This window comes from Hymenobacter humi (assembly GCF_042665855.1).
Classification (GTDB): Bacteria; Bacteroidota; Bacteroidia; order Cytophagales; family Hymenobacteraceae; genus Hymenobacter; species Hymenobacter humi.
The window spans coordinates 254488-268975 of record NZ_JBHTEK010000001.1; the positions used below are offsets into that span (position 1 = coordinate 254488).

Below are 14488 nucleotides of genomic sequence, written 5' to 3' on the forward strand. Positions count from 1 at the left end.
AGGTCAGCTGAGGTCTAAGCTAATTGCTTAAATCTCGCAGCCATCGGGCCCACAGGCGGGGCCGTCGGCTACCATTACCGGGGCAGGTTTAGCGGGCTTGGTTTCGTCCCACACTTTGTCCAGCACTTCGTTGAATAGCTCGGTGGGCTGGGCGCCCGACACGGCGTACTTGTCTTCGAACACGAAGAAGGGCACGCCGCGCACGTTGATTTGCTGGGCCTGGTACTCATCGTAGCGCACGGCCTCCGCATAGGTGCCATTGGTGAGGGCGGTGCGGGCTTCTTCGGCGTCGAGGCCGATTTCGGTGGCCAGCTTCACCAGCGTGTCGAGGTCGTTCAGGTTCTGGCCCTGGAGGTAGTAGCCGGCCATGAGGCGCTCCTTGGCCTCGCCTTGCTTGCCGTGCTTGGCCGCCAAATGGATGAGCCTGGTGGCCCAGGAATGTGTTGGTGGGCACAGCATTGTCGAAGTCGTAGGTCAGCCCAACTTCCTTGGCCATGCCGGCCATGTAGTCGCTCATTTCCTGCGCCTGCGCCACGGGAATGCCTTTTTCTCGGCCAGCGACTCGTACACGCTGCGGCCGGGCACGGGCTGGTAGTCGGGGGTCAGTTCGAAGCTGCGCCACACCACTTCTACCTGGTCGGCGTGCGGGAATTTTTCGAGGGCCTCCTCAAAGCGGCGCTTGCCGATGTAGCAGAACGGGCAAACAATATCGGACCAGATTTCAACTTTCATAGTAGGGTATCCTAGTGGATTGATGTAGGTACAACAATCGAGGCCCGCTAAAAAGTTTAACCCCCGGTCCGGTACCGTCTTAACCAGCTCAATTCCTGCGCTTACAGCACCTCGGCTTTCACATTGACGCGCTGCTTGGCCAGCTCGGTGAGGATTTCGTCGGTTCTCTTTTCCTCGTCCAGCGTCTGGCGCAGCAGTTCGGCGGCCTGGGTCATGCCCAGGTCTTCGGTCATTTGCACGGCCGTGCCGTAGCAGGCGATTTCGTAGTGCTCCATTTTCTGCGCGGCCGCGAGCAGCATGGCGTCGAGCACCTGGGGCGTCGACTCTTTGCGCATCAGCTTTTCGGCATCCGTCAGCAGGCCCTTCATGGCCGAGCAGACTTCGCGGCTGGGCTTGATTTCCATCAGCTCCATGATTTGCTCGAGCCGGGCCACCTGCCGCTTGGTTTCGACGCCGTGCTTTTCGAAGGCAGCCCGCAGCCGGGCGTCGCTCACGTTTTCGACCAGGGTAGCCAAGCCTTCCAGGCCCAACTCTTCGGCGCTGTACATCATCTGAATGTCGTGCACGAGCAGGTCGCGCATGGTTCGCAATTGATTCATGGCAAAGTATATAAGGGTGGAAAATGGGAAAGGCTGCTGAATAAAGGTGACAACCCGGCCAGTGTCTGGGCGCGCCGGCCCGGCAGTTCACCAGCTTTATGACGTGTCACGTGGCCTGCATTTCGCCGGACGGCAAGTCGCCGAAGCTGTTAATCTTTTGTGGGGGTTAATAGCCTGTTTGTTAGCGCGGCGACTCCCTAACCTACGACAGCTCAATTCTCAGGTTGAAGGCCTTTTTCTTAGGCTTTGGGTGTCAGAATTATTTTCTGCTTGCGGTACAGCTTGGGGCGCGGCTACGGCTCAGCTTCCGCGCCGGGGCGTAACATTCGGTTCGAAACGGCAGTTAGCTGCGCTGGCTGCTCCCCGACCGGCGCGGCCCTTCCCTCCCCATTGACATCCCCCTTTCCTTATGGAATACCGAGAATTAGGCAGCTCCGGCGTTATCGTTTCGCGCATCACCTTTGGCAGCTGGGCGGCCGGCGGCTGGATGTGGGGCGGCACCGAGCAGAACGACGCCGTGGGCGCCATTCAGGCCAGCTACGACCTGGGCGTGACCAGCATCGACACGGCACCGGTCTACGGCATGGGCTTCAGCGAGAAAATCGTGGTCGAAGCCATCAAAAGTCTGCCGCGCGACAAGGTCCAAATCCTCACCAAATTCGGCATGCGCTGGGACCTGGCCCAGGGCGACTTTGCCATGAAAACCAAGGACAACGACGGCCACGACCTCGACGTGTACAAATACGCCGGCCGCGACAGCATCATCAAGGAGTGCGAGGACAGCCTGCGCCGCCTCGGCACCGACTACATCGACCTCTACCAGCAGCACTGGCCCGATATCACCACCCCCATCGACGAAACGATGGAGGCCGTGACGCGCCTCATCGAGCAGGGCAAGGTGCGCGCCGCCGGCGTGAGCAACTACTCGGTAGCCCAAATGCAGGAAGCCGAAAAAACGCTCAACCTTGTATCGAACCAGGTGCCCTACAGCATGGTGCGGCGAGACATCGAGGCCGATGTGGTGCCGTACTGCCTCGCCCACCACAAGGCCATTCTGGTGTACAGCCCCTGCAATTGGGCTTGCTCACGGGCAAAATCAAGCCCGACCAGGCGTTTGGCGAGGGCGACCTGCGCGCCGGCCACCGCTTCTTCACCCCGGAATTCGTGACCCAGGTGAATGCTATGCTAAACAAAATCCGGCCGCTGGCCGAAACCAAAAACGCCACGTTGGGCCAGCTTGTACTGCGCTGGACGCTGACGCAGCCCGGCATTACGGTGGCGCTGGTGGGCGCCCGCAACCCCGAGCAGGCCGTGCAGAACGCCCGGGCCATCGACCTGCAGCTGTCGTTTGAAGAGATTGATTTCATCAACAAACAGCTGGTGGTGCTGCAGCCCGCGTCGGCGTAATGTGGCTTGCGGGATGGAGATAGGTCAGTACTCACACCAACATCCCGCCTGCTCCATCTGTCATGCTGACGAAGGAAGCATCTTCTCACCGATGAACGAGTCGTGCTGACCTGAGAAGATGCTTCGCAGGCGGACGCCAGATAAGCATGACATATGCCTGTTATAGAGAGCTGGGGAGTATTGAGGAAAGATGCTTCGCCGCACTCGGCATAACGTCTTTTCACCTCTCAGAATGCGCATGCAAGAGGGCCCGCCAACTGGCGGCTATATATTTGGGATATGCCCCTTGCCTACCGCCGCCTTGTCGTTAAAATCGGTTCCAACGTCCTGACCCAGGACAGTGGCCTGCCCGACTTGGCCCGAATGGAGCAGCTAGTGGCCCAAGTAGCGGCCCTCAAGGCGCAGGGGCGGGAAGTGATTGTGGTGTCGTCGGGGGCGGTGGCGGCCGGGCGCAGCCTTATCACGGTGCCGGCTAAGACCGATGCCGTGCGCGGGCGCCAGCGCTGGCCGCCGTGGGCCAGGTGAAGCTGCTGAGCACCTACGCTGAGCTATTTGGCCGGCACGGCTTGCTGTGCGCCCAGGTGCTGGTGACCAAGGAAGACTTCCGCGACCGGCAGCACTACCTAAACATGCGTAATTGCTTCCAGGAGCTGCTGCAGCGCAAGGTAATCCCGATTGTGAACGAGAATGACGTCATCGCGGTGACGGAGCTGATGTTTACCGACAACGACGAACTGGCCGGCCTGATTGCCGCGCAGGCTCGACGCCGATGCCTTGGTAATCCTGACCAACGTGGACGGGATTTTTGACGGCGACCCGCGCTTGCCAACGTCCCAGGCTCCTGCGCGAGATTGCGCCTACGGCCACGGGCTTTGCCAACTTCGTGACGGCTCAACGCTCGCAGTTTGGGCGCGGCGGCATGCTCACCAAGTGCCACATGGCACACAAAGTAGCCAAGCTGGGCATCAGCGTACACATTGCGAATGGCAAGACGGCCGACATCCTGCCCGCCGTGCTGGCTGAGACTGCGGCCCACACCTGGTTCCGGCCCAGCAAAACGGCCTCGGGCAAAAGAAGTGGCTGGCCAACTCCCAGGACTCGGCCAAGGCGGCAGTGCAAGTGAATGCCGGCGCGGTGGCGGCCCTCACCGCTGCGGGCAAGGCCGTCAGCCTGCTGCCAGTGGGCGTGCTGGCCATCGAAGGCACCTTTCGCAAGGGTGACATCATCCGCCTCACCGATGAAAAGGGCCACTTACTAGGCCTGGGCATTGCTGAATATGGCTCAGACAAAGCCCTCGAACGCTTGGGCCAGCAGCACCAACGGCCGCTGGTGCACTACGACTATTTGTTTCTCACCCCTACCCTTGCCTGACCGTGGAGCTGCGCCCGATTTTGAAGCCACCCGCCAGGCCAGCCGTGCGCTGGCGGCCTTTGCGCCGGCCGCCACCGACGCCCTGCTCCGCGACCTGGCCGACGCCACCGAAGCCCAAACGCCGTTCCTGCTGGGCGAAAACGCCCGCGACCTGGCCCAGATGCCCGCCACCGACCCGCGCCACGACCGCCTGCGCCTCACCGCCGAGCGCCTGCGCGGCATGGCCGACGACCTGCGCAACGTAGCCGGCCTGCCCACCCCATTGGGACAGATTATTTCCGAAACCGACCGGCCCAACGGCCTGCACCTGACCAAGGTGCGCGTGCCCCTCGGCGTGGTGGGCATCGTCTACGAAGCCCGGCCCAACGTGACCTTCGACAGCTTGGCGCTGTGCCTGAAAACCGGCAACGCCTGCCTGCTCAAGGGCGGCTCCGACGCGGCTTTTTCCAACGCCGCCCTGCTGGAGGTGGCCCGGCCCATGCTGGAACGCCACGGCCTGCCTGCCGCCGTGGCCACGCTGCTACCGCCCGACCGCGCCGCTACGGCCGCCCTGCTCGCCGCGGTGGGCTACGTCGACGTGCTGATTCCGCGCGGCAGCCAGCAACTCATCAACTACGTGCGGGAAAATGCGCGCGTGCCGGTGATTGAAACCGGAGCCGGCATCGTGCACACCTATTTCGACGAAACCGGCGACTTGAGCAAGGGCCAGGCCATCATCCACAATGCCAAAACCCGCCGTGTGAGCGTGTGCAACTCGCTCGACTGCCTGCTCCTGCACGCCAGCCGGCTCGCGGATTTGCCTGAGCTGCTCGCCCCGCTAGCAGCGGCCGGGGTTGAGCTGTTTGCCGATGCGCCGGCCCACGCCGCGCTGGCGGTGCACTACCCGGCGGCCCTGCTCAGCCTCGCTTCGGAGGAGCATTACGGAACGGAATTCTTGTCGCTGAAAATGGCAGTAAAAACCATGGCCTCACTCGAGGAGGCCATGGACCACATAGCCCAGCACGGCTCGCGCCACAGCGAAGCCATTGTTTCGGAAGATGCTGCGCACATCGACACGTTCCTGCGCACCGTGGACGCGGCCGCCGTGTACGCCAACGCCTCCACCGCTTTCACCGACGGCGCCCAGTTTGGGCTGGGGGCCGAAATTGGTATCAGTACCCAAAAGCTGCACGCCCGCGGCCCCATGGGCCTGCAGGAACTGACCAGCTACAAGTGGCTGGTGCGCGGCGATGGCCACATCAGAACGTCGTAAAAACATGGAGACTTCCATTACTTTCCGGGCCACGCTCGAGCCGGGCGGCCCCAGCTTCATGCCCACGCAAATCCTTGTAGTGCCGGCCGAGGTGCTGGAGCAGCTAGGCGGCAAGGCAGTAAAACGCGTCGTCTGCACCATTCACGGGCACGCGCTGCGCCTTGGCCTATTACCGCTTGAAGGCGGCGGGCGCTACCTCATGCTCAACAAAGACGTGTGCCGCGCCGTGGGCATAGAGTTGGGCCAGGAACTGGCGATTGACATTGCACCCGACCCCAACCCGGACCACGTAGACCTACCTGATGAATTAGCCGAAGCCCTCGCCGCCTGGCCCGAGGCCGAAACGGCTTTTCACGCGTACAGCGGCGCGCACCGCCGCGCCATGGCCCGGCTGGTAGACGAGGCCAAGCAGCACGAAACCCGCGTGCGCCGCGCCGTGCAGTTGGCTGAGCGCCTGGGACGGGGGCTGCACCCGTTTCGGGGTGACTGAGAGGTAATGCTTCTAAAAAACAGTCTGTAAAAAAGCCCGTCATGCTGAGCGTCGGCACCTCACCCCCGGCCCCTCTCCTGCGGAGAGGGGAGCCTGACGTTCGTTCCATGAAAAAGCCCCAGCTCTAAATTGAGCCGGGGCTTTCTGTTTTAACAATTAATTGAGCTAGCCCTTGTGCCGTAGCTCCCCTCTCTTTTGGAGAGGGGCCGGGGGTGAGGTGCCGACGCTCAGCATGACGTTCTACAAAGTCATTCTATACAGCCGGGTTACTTCAGTTGCCCCGCTCTAATCTTTCAGCACGATGTTCACCACTGTGCCGGGGCCGTCTACGGTGAATTTGCACTCGTTGAAATCGGGCGCGGCCACGGTGGGGCGGATGTTGTTGGAAAAGGCGAAGGGCTCGGTGGGAATGCCGATAAAGTTCTTGTCGAGCTTGTCGTTGTTGTTCAAATCCTGGGTGATGGCCACGGCCCACTCGCCTTTAGGAAGGTCGATGGGCAGCGTAAACTCGTTCTTGCCTTCGGGCTTCACGGCCTTCGAAAACGCCCATTTGCCGCTTTTCAGAAACCCGTCGCGGGTGTTGTAGAAATACAGCTTGACGGTGGACGTGGTGGACACCAGCGACGACACGACCACCGTGACAGCGGCGGTTTCGCCGGCCGGAGTGGCAGCGCCCAACAGGCTGCTACCAATCAATAACGAGCAAATCGACAGCATCTTCATAAGCCAGGGTGTTAGAGACGTGGAATACCAGAGAGTACGGGCCCAACGCGGCCGGGGCTGGAAAGAGTTCGGCTTTGCCCAGCTTTGGGCGTGGCCCAAGGCAAAGCCCAAGCATAAGAATTCTTCGCTTTACCCCGCATCTTTACCGCATGGAAGGCTTAACCAAAATAGACGACCTCGGCAAGCCACGCGTGGTAATTGTGGGCGGTGGCTTTGCCGGGCTGGAGCTGGCCAAGGCCCTGGCCGACGTGCCGGTGCAGGTGGTGCTCATCGACCGGCAGAACTACCACGCCTTTCAGCCCCTGCTCTACCAGGTGGCCACGGCCGGGCTCGATGCCGACTCGGTGGTGTCGCCGTTTCGCAAAATCCTGAACGGGCAGACGAACTTCTACTTCCGGCTGGCTGAGGTGCAGGGCATCGACGAGGTGAGCCGCGTGGTGGAAACCTCCATCGGGCGGGTGCGCTACGACTACCTGGTGCTGGCCACCGGCGCCGAGCCCAACTACTTTGGCGATGCCCAGATGGCCAAAAATTCCATTGCCCTGAAAAGCGTGGAAGACGCCATTGAGCTGCGCAACACCGTGCTCTCCAACTTCGAGCAGGCCCTGCAGCTCGGCGACATGGAGCAAATCAACAGCCTGCTCGACTTCGTGATTGTGGGCGGCGGCCCCACCGGCGTGGAGATAGCCGGGGCCCTGAGCGAGCTGCGCAAGCACGTGTTTCCCAAGGATTACCGCGAGCTCAACTTCAAGGAAATGGACATCCACCTGATTCAGAGCGGGCCGGTGCTGCTCAAGGGCATGTCGGCCCACGCCTCGCAGCATGCCCTGGAGTCGCTGCGCAAATTCGGAGTGCAGGTGTGGCTGGAAGCCCGCGTGAAGTCCTACGACGGCTACACCGTCACGCTCAACACCGGCCAGAAGCTTATCACGCGCACGCTCATCTGGGCCGCTGGGGTCGAAGGGGCGCCCATCGGGGGCCTGCGCCCCACCTGCCTGCTGCCCGGCAACCGCTACTGCGTGGACGCGTGCAGCCGCGTGGTGGGCTACGACCGGGTGTTTGCCATCGGCGACATTGCCGCCATGCAAAGCCCCGCCTACCCCGACGGCCACCCCATGGTGGCGCAGCCCGCCCTGCAGCAGGGCCGCCTGCTGGGCCAAAACATCGCGCGCCTGCTCAACGGCCAGGACCCGCTGCCGTTCACGTACGACGACAAGGGCGCCATGGCCACCATCGGCCGCAACCACGCCGTGGCCGACGTGAAGCTTTTCGGCCAGGAATTCCACCTGACGGGCTTTCTGGCCTGGCTGGCCTGGAGTTTCATTCACGTCATTTCCCTGGTGGGCTTCCGCAATCGCCTTTCGGTGTTCTTCACCTGGGGCTGGAATTACGTCACCCAGGACAAGGGCTTGCGCTATATTATCGGCAAGAGCAAAACGCCGGTGCGCGAGCAGGAAGTGGCCGAAAAGGCTGTGGTGTGAAAATATTGAGCTGGCTCAACCTCACCGCTGGCTTTGGCTTTGCTTGTGCAATTGAATAATGCACCCAAAAACCATTGTTACGGACGCAACCATTGCTTCCCGTCGTCGGTCAAGAATACACAACGCCTCGTCCATCCTCTTCCACCTTTTGTTCTGGTTATGCGCTTACTCGCTACCCTCGGTCTTGCCTTGCTCTCGCTCACCGTGGCAAGCTGCGGCACCACAACCTGCATCGACGAACCTCAGCCCCAGCCTCCCTGCCTCTCCGGCGTGGTGGTGGGCGATGCCTGCCTCGACGGCGTGCTGATTGACGTGGACGCGGCCTTCCCCATTGGCAAGCCCACCGGAAGACATGACAACGTCATTGCCGCCGTCAATTTTGCCGACTTAGCCAGCCTAAACCAAGTGGGCCAACGCGTGTACTTCACTTCCCGCAACGACCCCGCGCGGCAAAGTGCCGCCCGCTTCTGCACCGCCAATACCTTTCCGCTCCCCGTGCCGCGCCTGGTGCTCAGCAACATCTCGGCCACCGCCTGCGGGAAGACTGGCCCGCAATAAAGGCATTTCCCCTTTCCGTCTGCAAAAACCATCGCCCGGCCATTTTGGCCGGGCGTTGTGGTCTGGGCCCAAGGCGTGGGGTAAGGAGCCGATTTTGCCCTTCAGAATTGCCCAGCGCCCTTACAGCCGAATATCGAACGCCAGCGGCTCAATTACCCATTGCCGCACGGTGGTGTTGTACACCACCCGCACGCCGGCTTCGATGGGCGTGCGCAGGCGCAGCACGTTGAACAGCACCAGCGCATCGAGGCCTACGTTGCGGTAGTTGCGCACGCCGGTTCCCTGGGTGTTCTGGCCCTGCGCGGCATCGCCGAACACGGTGGCGCGCAGGCGCTGCACATACAGCCAGCGGCCCAGCTCCCAGTGCGTGAAAGCCAGCGGCAGGTGGTAGTCGAGGCTAGCCACGCGCAGGCGGTCGAAGCTCACGTAGCCCTCGCCCCGCGGAAACGACACGGCCGGTGCAAACTGGTACTGCGCCTGGTCTTGCCGCTGGTAGCCGCCCCGCAGCCGCACCGCATGGTGGCGGCCCACCCCCGGCAAAAACACACTACCCTGCGCGCCCACTGCGTGGCTTCCAGGCCGCTGCCGAAGGGCGTGGTGCGCCACGTGCCTAGGAAAGAGCTGCCCCAGCGCGGAGCCACGTCGCGGGCGCTGCGCTTGAGCTGCGAGGCGTAGCTGACGGTGGTTTGCACGGCATTCAGTGGGCTATTGGGGCCCGTTTCGGTGCGCCGACGCACGGGCAGGTTGTAGTCGAATACCTTCTCATGCAGAAAGTAGGTGCCGATGGTAAGCCCTTGGAAATACTTGGAATGCGTGAGGTTGAGCGGCAGGCGCAGGCCCGCCGACAGGCGGGTGTACTGCCACTGGTCACGCAGGGTCTGACCCCGGAAAATGATGGCCGCGTCGCGCCCGCCGTAGGTCACGTCCACATCCAGCACCGGGTACAGGGCCTGGTAGCTGAGGGCACCCACCACGCTGGCCGTGCGCTCCACCTGGTCGTAGCCCACGCCGGCAAACACCTGGGTAGTGTTCAGCAAATCCTGAGAGCGGATGCCCAGACTCACGGCGTTGCCCATCGGGCTTTGCACCACGCCGTAGCTGAACACGTTGAACGCGTGCCGCAGCGGCGAGTACCGCTGCACGCCGTAGCGCGGCGCCGCTGCCTCGGGCTGCGTGAGTTGCGTGAGCAGCTCGCCGGCAGGTTCCCGAGCCGTGAGGGCCGCCGCGTACGGGCCGGGAATGTCGGCCTTAGCGGTGGCAATGGGCATCCAGGCCGTGGTATCGAGCGGCATTTCGACCACCCGCGCCCCGGTGGCCCGGTAATCGTGGAAAGCCAGCGTGCGGCCGTCGGGCGCCACCGCGGCATGGTAGGCGCCCAACGGCCGCGAGGTCACCCGGTACGTCTGGCCGGTGCGGGCACTCACGGCGTAGAGGTTGTCGATGCCCGATTGCGAAGAATTGTACAGCACAAAGCCGCGCCACGGCAGCGGGTTGGCCAAGTTCACGTTGGCTACGGGCAGCAGGTCCTGGGTTGTGCCGGTGGCCAGGTCGATGACGACAATGGTTTTGCCGGCTTGGCGCAGGCTCACGGCCACCACGCGGCGGCCGTCGGGGTGCCAGCGGGGCTGCTGGTAAAAGTCGTTTTGCGGGTTGGGCAGGGTCTGGATTTCGGCGCCGGTCTGGGCATCGAGCAGCACCAGGGCGTGGTGGTAATTGGCATCGGTGCGCGTGGCCACCAGGCGCTGGCCATCGGGCGAGAGCGCCGCGGCGCTGTAGCGCGCCCCTTTGCCTAGGCGCGTGGTGGCCTGTAGCCAGGTTGAGCACCTTGAGCTCCGAGGCCACCTGCTGCTGCCAACGCGCGTTCTGCTGAAACTCGGGCCACACTACCTTGCCGCCGTTCACCGACAGCATTTCGGGGATATTGAGCTGGCCGGGCACGAACACGCGCCGCTCAGCACCGTGCCGGCTGAGCAGCACTAGTTGGGGAATATTATCCAGCCCGGTTTTTAGAGCCAGGACCGTGCTGTCGGTCACGTACTGCGGGTATTCGTATTGGGTGAATACTTTTTCGGAAGCCGAAGCCCGCAGGCTCGCGCACCGGCGTGGCGGCGGGCAGGGCCGCCTGCTGCGCCCGCCACGTCGAGTCGATTTCGCTCATGCTGCGGTCGTACAGCTGCTCCACCGTGAGCCCGGTGCTGCGCCGAATGCCGTTGGAAAACGAAAACGGATAGAATGGAAAGCGGTAGTATCTGTCCAGCACCGACGCCCAGGCGGACGGTCCGTGGTGCGTTTTCAGATACGACGTCATGAAGTAGCCCAGCACGTACCAGTTGGGCACGTGGTCGCGCAGGGAGCCGTTCACGGCCTTTTGGTAGGAGTAGCGCCGGCCGCCGAGCAGGTTGGCCCGCAGCCTCACGTTGAAGCTGGGGATGCGCCCGCGGCCGCTGCGGGTGAGGGCCGTTTCGGTGCCCACGGCGTCGCCCTCAAAGAACCACTGCGGCACGCCCACGGCGGCCACGCCCAGCGCGCCATCGCCGAGCAGCGGGCCCAGCACCCGGCCTATCCCCTGCCGGGCCTTGTCGAACTGCCCCACGTGCCGGTACTCGTGCACGGCCAGCCCGTCGAGCCAGTCCACGGTGCCCAGGTCCAGCCCCTGCTGGGGCGTGGTGAAAAACTCGGCGTGTCGGGGCAAAAACGTCACAAAGCCGTTGCTGACGGTGGTCTGGCTTTGCAGCACCACGCTGATGGGGCGCGGGCTCACGCCTAGGGTGGCCACGTTGGGCCCGTGCAGTTGCTCGAGCCGCGCCGCCGTGCGCTGCGCCGCCGAGTCGAGCGCGCCCGAATACAGCACCCGAAAGTGTGGCGTGCTTACCTCCTGCCAGCGCAGGGCGGGCGGGTTTTGGCTCAAGACGGGAAGGCTTTGGGCTTGAATATGGCTCAATCCCGGCAGGCCCAGCAGCCCGCACAGCAACAAACGACGCATGAAGTATTTCTAGTAGCCTTTGCTCAAGTAAACTAAACACTAAAGAACGGCATGCGGCGCTAAGCCGGGACCTCACCCCGGCCCCTCTCCCGCGGAGAGGAGAGCCTGACGATTGTAGCGCGGACTTTAAGTCCGCGAGTCGCTCGATTCAACCCCGTACGTACAGGCGCGGACCAAAAGTCCACGCTACGTTCGTGCCTCCGTGGCTCCCCTCTCCGCGGGAGTGGGGTCGGGGGTGAGGTCCCGGCTTAGCGCCGCATGACCTGCTGCCTGATGTTTCACCCGCTCGCCGGGAACGATTGCGCAATTAAAGTCCGCCAGTTGTGCTCGTATTCTTCCCGAGTGCGGCCAACTTACAGCTGAAATCCACCCCAATTCCCACGCTATGGAACGTCGCACTTTCGCGCAGCTCACCGGCACGGCCCTGGCCGGCTCCCTGCTCACCAACAACGTACTGGCCTCGGCCCTGGCCCCCGCTAAGAAGAAGCGCGTGGCCATGGTGGGCACCGGACACCGCGGCCTGGGCATGTGGGGCGTCGAAGTACTGAAAGAACACGGCGACCGGCTGGAGTTTGTGGGCCTTTGCGACATCAACCCCGGCCGCGTGGCCACCGGCAAAAAGATGCTGGGCGTGAAGTGCCCTACCTACACCAACTTCGACAAGATGATGCGGGAGACCAAGCCCGACATCCTCATCGTGACTACGGTGGATGACACCCACAACGAATTCATCGTGAAGGGCCTGGAGTACGGGGCCGACATCGTGACCGAGAAGCCGATGACCACCGACGAGAAGAAGTGCCAGCAGATTCTCGACGTTGAGCAGCGCACCGGCAAGAAGGTCAAAGTCACGTTCAACTACCGCTACTCGCCGCACCGCCAAAAGATTTACGAGCTGCTGCGCAGCGGCGTGATTGGCAACGTGACCTCCGCCGATTTCCATTGGTACCTCGACGTGCACCACGGCGCCGACTACTTCCGCCGTTGGCACCGCCTGCGCGAGCACAGCGGCTCGCTCCTGGTGCACAAAGCCACCCACCACTTCGACTTGCTGAACTGGTGGCTGGAATCGGACCCCGAGGAAGTGTACGCCAACGGGCAGCTCAATTTCTACGGCAAGAACAACTCGTTCCGGCACACCCACTGCCGCCCCTGCCCGCACAAAGACAAGTGCGCCTTCTACTGGGACATGACCCAGGACAAGCGGCTGATGGCCATTTATGCCGACAACGAAAAGTACGACGGCTACCTGCGCGACGGCTGCGTGTGGAAGAAGACATCGACATCTTCGACAAGATGGCCGTGCAAATCAAGTACGCCAACCAGGTGCAGGTAAGCTACTCGCTCACCACTTACTCGCCCTACGAAGGCTACCGCATTGCCTTCAACGGCACCAAGGGCCGCATCGAGGCCTGGATAAAGGAGCGGCAGCCGTGGGAGGAAGAAGCCTTCGACGAAATCCAGCTCACCACCAACTTCGGCAAGCGCGAGCTCTTCCGCCTGCCCAACAACGAGCCCGGCCACGGCGGCGGCGACCTGCGCCTGCGCAAGCAAATCTTCGCCTCCGACGGCCAGGACCCCTGGCGCCAAGCCGCCGGCACCCGCGATGGCGCCATGGCCTGCCTCGTGGGCATCGCCGCCCGCCACAGCATCGACAGCGGCAAGCCCATCAAAATCGGGGACTTAACCTCCATCAAGCCTCGGGCACCCGTGGCGTTTAACGTTGGGCCCCATCCAGCTTTCCAGCAAAAGGGGCTGCTTCTCGCGAAGCAGCCCCTTTTTGCATTCCCATTCAGTTTATTGAGCCGAGAGCAAGTCCTTGTCCGGCACGCTCTGGTCCTTGAGCGTGGCGGTGCCCCGCTCCTTGCGCATGATGCGGGAATAGAGGCTGATTTCCTGGTCGAACAGAAACCGGAAAAACAGCCTGGTGTAGCTGGTGTGGGCCAGCAGCGGCTCGTAGAACTCGGGGGCCACGCGCTTGAGCTTGGGCAGGTTGTTCCACGGAATGCTGGGCATGTCGTGGTGCTCGTTGTGGAAGCCCACATTCAGGTTAATGCCGTTGAGCCGGCCGTAGTAGGAATAGGTTTCCTGCTCGGGGCTGAGGGTGAGGTAGTGCTCCTGAATCCAGCGGGCCCCGAGCGGGTGCAGCCCCACCGAAAACCAGAAGCTCAGAAACAGGTAGAGCAGGGCCGTCCAGCCCAGGAAGTACACCACGGCCACGTCGAAGGCCAGTTGAGCCACGATGTTGGCCACCACGTAGCGGTCGATGGTGGCCACCTCGCGACAGCGCGCCGTGCGGATGACCTGAAACAGCGGAAAGAAAAACAGCCAGATGGCCTTGCCGATGCTGTAGTTGTGAATCAGCTTGGCCTCGTACCAGTCGGGCAGGTCGGCGTCGAGCTCGTGCACGCCCTGAAACACGTGGTGCTTGATGTGGAAGTTCTTGAAGCTGATGGCCGTGGGAAACACCGACGGGAAGTTGGCCAGGATGCCGGTGGCCACGTTCTGCCACAGCTTCCGAAAGACCAAATTGTGGGCCGCTTCGTGAATCACCACAAACAGCGTGTGCGAGAAAAACGCCCCCACCAGGTAGGCCACCGGAATGGTCCAGTACCAGGCTTGATTACGGAGCAGGTAGGCCAGCGCCACCTGGGCCGCCACGCAGCCCACCCCGATGAGGAATGTGGCGGGGTTGCGCGTCATCAGCTGCTTCACTTCGGGATGAGCCCGAATGATATGGCGGGTACGCCCGCGGTGCGGCTCGGCCGCCGTGGCAACGGTAAACGCGGTAGGAGCTGGGGCCATAACAAGCTGAAAACGTGCCCGGCAACGGCGCCGCGCGTAGGCATTCAGACAAAAATACAGCAATTAGGTTCAGCCGGGCTGCTGCCG

At 62.7% G+C, this 14488-nt stretch carries 16 protein-coding genes and 3 pseudogenes; 12 read left to right on the top strand and 7 right to left on the bottom strand.

What is annotated here, in order from left to right; genetic code table 11:
• Positions 1-27 precede the first annotated feature (27 nt).
• Together ACFQT0_RS01400 and ACFQT0_RS01405 are read right to left on the bottom strand one after the other, a co-directional pair.
• Positions 28-732 (bottom strand): annotated as a pseudogene (locus ACFQT0_RS01400) (DsbA family oxidoreductase).
• Positions 733-833: 101 nt separating this feature from the next.
• On the bottom strand, positions 834-1331 hold the full coding sequence (locus ACFQT0_RS01405) for a YciE/YciF ferroxidase family protein (RefSeq protein WP_380199764.1): 498 nt from the start codon (positions 1329-1331) through the stop codon (positions 834-836).
• Between the two features lie 487 nt (positions 1332-1818).
• Between ACFQT0_RS01405 and ACFQT0_RS01410 the strand changes: the two are divergent.
• The 7 genes and pseudogenes from ACFQT0_RS01410 (at position 1819) to ACFQT0_RS01440 (ending at position 5851) form a co-directional block, all read left to right on the top strand.
• Positions 1819-2738 (top strand): annotated as a pseudogene (locus ACFQT0_RS01410) (aldo/keto reductase).
• A gap of 279 nt (positions 2739-3017) precedes the next feature.
• Positions 3018-3263 carry an amino acid kinase family protein gene (locus ACFQT0_RS01415; protein ID WP_380199766.1) on the top strand — a complete coding sequence of 82 codons (246 nt, stop codon included), beginning with the start codon at positions 3018-3020 and terminating at the stop codon, positions 3261-3263.
• Positions 3251-3547, top strand: a complete 297-nt coding sequence (locus ACFQT0_RS01420; RefSeq protein ID WP_380199768.1) for an amino acid kinase family protein — start codon at positions 3251-3253, stop codon at positions 3545-3547. The genes ACFQT0_RS01415 and ACFQT0_RS01420 overlap by 13 nt, the downstream gene beginning before the upstream one ends.
• Complete coding sequence (locus tag ACFQT0_RS01425) at positions 3544-3861, top strand: hypothetical protein (RefSeq protein WP_380199770.1); 318 nt, start codon at positions 3544-3546, stop codon at positions 3859-3861. The genes ACFQT0_RS01420 and ACFQT0_RS01425 overlap by 4 nt, the downstream gene beginning before the upstream one ends.
• Positions 3852-4109: a PUA domain-containing protein gene (locus ACFQT0_RS01430; protein WP_380199772.1), complete on the top strand. Its 258-nt coding sequence runs from the start codon at positions 3852-3854 to the stop codon at positions 4107-4109. Before ACFQT0_RS01425 ends, ACFQT0_RS01430 begins: the two co-directional genes overlap by 10 nt.
• The gene (locus ACFQT0_RS01435) at positions 4102-5361 is read left to right on the top strand and encodes a glutamate-5-semialdehyde dehydrogenase (RefSeq protein ID WP_380199774.1); all 1260 of its coding nucleotides are present in this window, start codon (positions 4102-4104) and stop codon (positions 5359-5361) included. The genes ACFQT0_RS01430 and ACFQT0_RS01435 overlap by 8 nt, the downstream gene beginning before the upstream one ends.
• Before the next feature lie 4 nt (positions 5362-5365).
• Complete coding sequence (locus ACFQT0_RS01440; RefSeq protein ID WP_380199776.1) at positions 5366-5851, top strand: YdeI/OmpD-associated family protein; 486 nt, start codon at positions 5366-5368, stop codon at positions 5849-5851.
• A 285-nt stretch (positions 5852-6136) separates the two neighbouring features.
• Here ACFQT0_RS01440 and ACFQT0_RS01445 read toward each other — a convergent pair whose 3' ends face one another.
• Positions 6137-6574: a DUF2141 domain-containing protein gene (locus ACFQT0_RS01445; RefSeq protein ID WP_380199778.1), complete on the bottom strand. Its 438-nt coding sequence runs from the start codon at positions 6572-6574 to the stop codon at positions 6137-6139.
• Positions 6575-6723: 149 nt separating this feature from the next.
• Between ACFQT0_RS01445 and ACFQT0_RS01450 the strand changes: the two genes are divergently transcribed.
• Both ACFQT0_RS01450 and ACFQT0_RS01455 read left to right on the top strand, forming a co-directional pair.
• A complete protein-coding gene (locus tag ACFQT0_RS01450) occupies positions 6724-8055 on the top strand; it encodes an NAD(P)/FAD-dependent oxidoreductase (protein ID WP_380199780.1) in 1332 nt (443 codons plus the stop codon).
• Between the two features lie 159 nt (positions 8056-8214).
• Positions 8215-8613 (top strand): hypothetical protein, encoded by a 399-nt coding sequence (locus ACFQT0_RS01455; RefSeq protein WP_380199782.1) that lies wholly within the window; start codon positions 8215-8217, stop codon positions 8611-8613.
• Positions 8614-8733: 120 nt separating this feature from the next.
• Here the strand turns inward: ACFQT0_RS01455 and ACFQT0_RS01460 are convergent, their stop codons facing one another.
• Together ACFQT0_RS01460 and ACFQT0_RS01465 are read right to left on the bottom strand one after the other, a co-directional pair.
• Positions 8734-9066, bottom strand: coding sequence for a hypothetical protein (locus ACFQT0_RS01460; protein ID WP_380199784.1), 333 nt, complete (start codon positions 9064-9066; stop codon positions 8734-8736).
• Positions 9036-10349, bottom strand: a complete 1314-nt coding sequence (locus tag ACFQT0_RS01465) for a TolB family protein (protein WP_380199786.1) — start codon at positions 10347-10349, stop codon at positions 9036-9038. Before ACFQT0_RS01465 ends, ACFQT0_RS01460 begins: the two co-directional genes overlap by 31 nt.
• A 61-nt stretch (positions 10350-10410) precedes the next feature.
• Between ACFQT0_RS01465 and ACFQT0_RS01470 the strand changes: the two genes are divergently transcribed.
• Positions 10411-10593 (top strand): hypothetical protein, encoded by a 183-nt coding sequence (locus ACFQT0_RS01470; RefSeq protein ID WP_380199788.1) that lies wholly within the window; start codon positions 10411-10413, stop codon positions 10591-10593.
• A 10-nt stretch (positions 10594-10603) separates the two neighbouring features.
• Here the strand turns inward: ACFQT0_RS01470 and ACFQT0_RS01475 are convergent, their stop codons facing one another.
• Positions 10604-11596: a hypothetical protein gene (locus tag ACFQT0_RS01475; RefSeq protein ID WP_380199790.1), complete on the bottom strand. Its 993-nt coding sequence runs from the start codon at positions 11594-11596 to the stop codon at positions 10604-10606.
• A gap of 385 nt (positions 11597-11981) precedes the next feature.
• Here ACFQT0_RS01475 and ACFQT0_RS01480 point away from each other — a divergent pair, with 385 nt between their 5' ends.
• Positions 11982-12932: a Gfo/Idh/MocA family protein gene (locus tag ACFQT0_RS01480; RefSeq protein WP_380199792.1), complete on the top strand. Its 951-nt coding sequence runs from the start codon at positions 11982-11984 to the stop codon at positions 12930-12932.
• Positions 12893-13213: pseudogene (locus tag ACFQT0_RS01485) on the top strand (gfo/Idh/MocA family oxidoreductase); the annotation flags it as partial. The gene ACFQT0_RS01480 and the pseudogene ACFQT0_RS01485, both read left to right, overlap by 40 nt.
• A gap of 180 nt (positions 13214-13393) precedes the next feature.
• On the opposite strand, the gene ACFQT0_RS01490 reads toward ACFQT0_RS01485, so the two are convergent.
• Positions 13394-14401: a fatty acid desaturase gene (locus ACFQT0_RS01490; RefSeq protein ID WP_380199794.1), complete on the bottom strand. Its 1008-nt coding sequence runs from the start codon at positions 14399-14401 to the stop codon at positions 13394-13396.
• Positions 14402-14488: the final 87 nt, after the last annotated feature.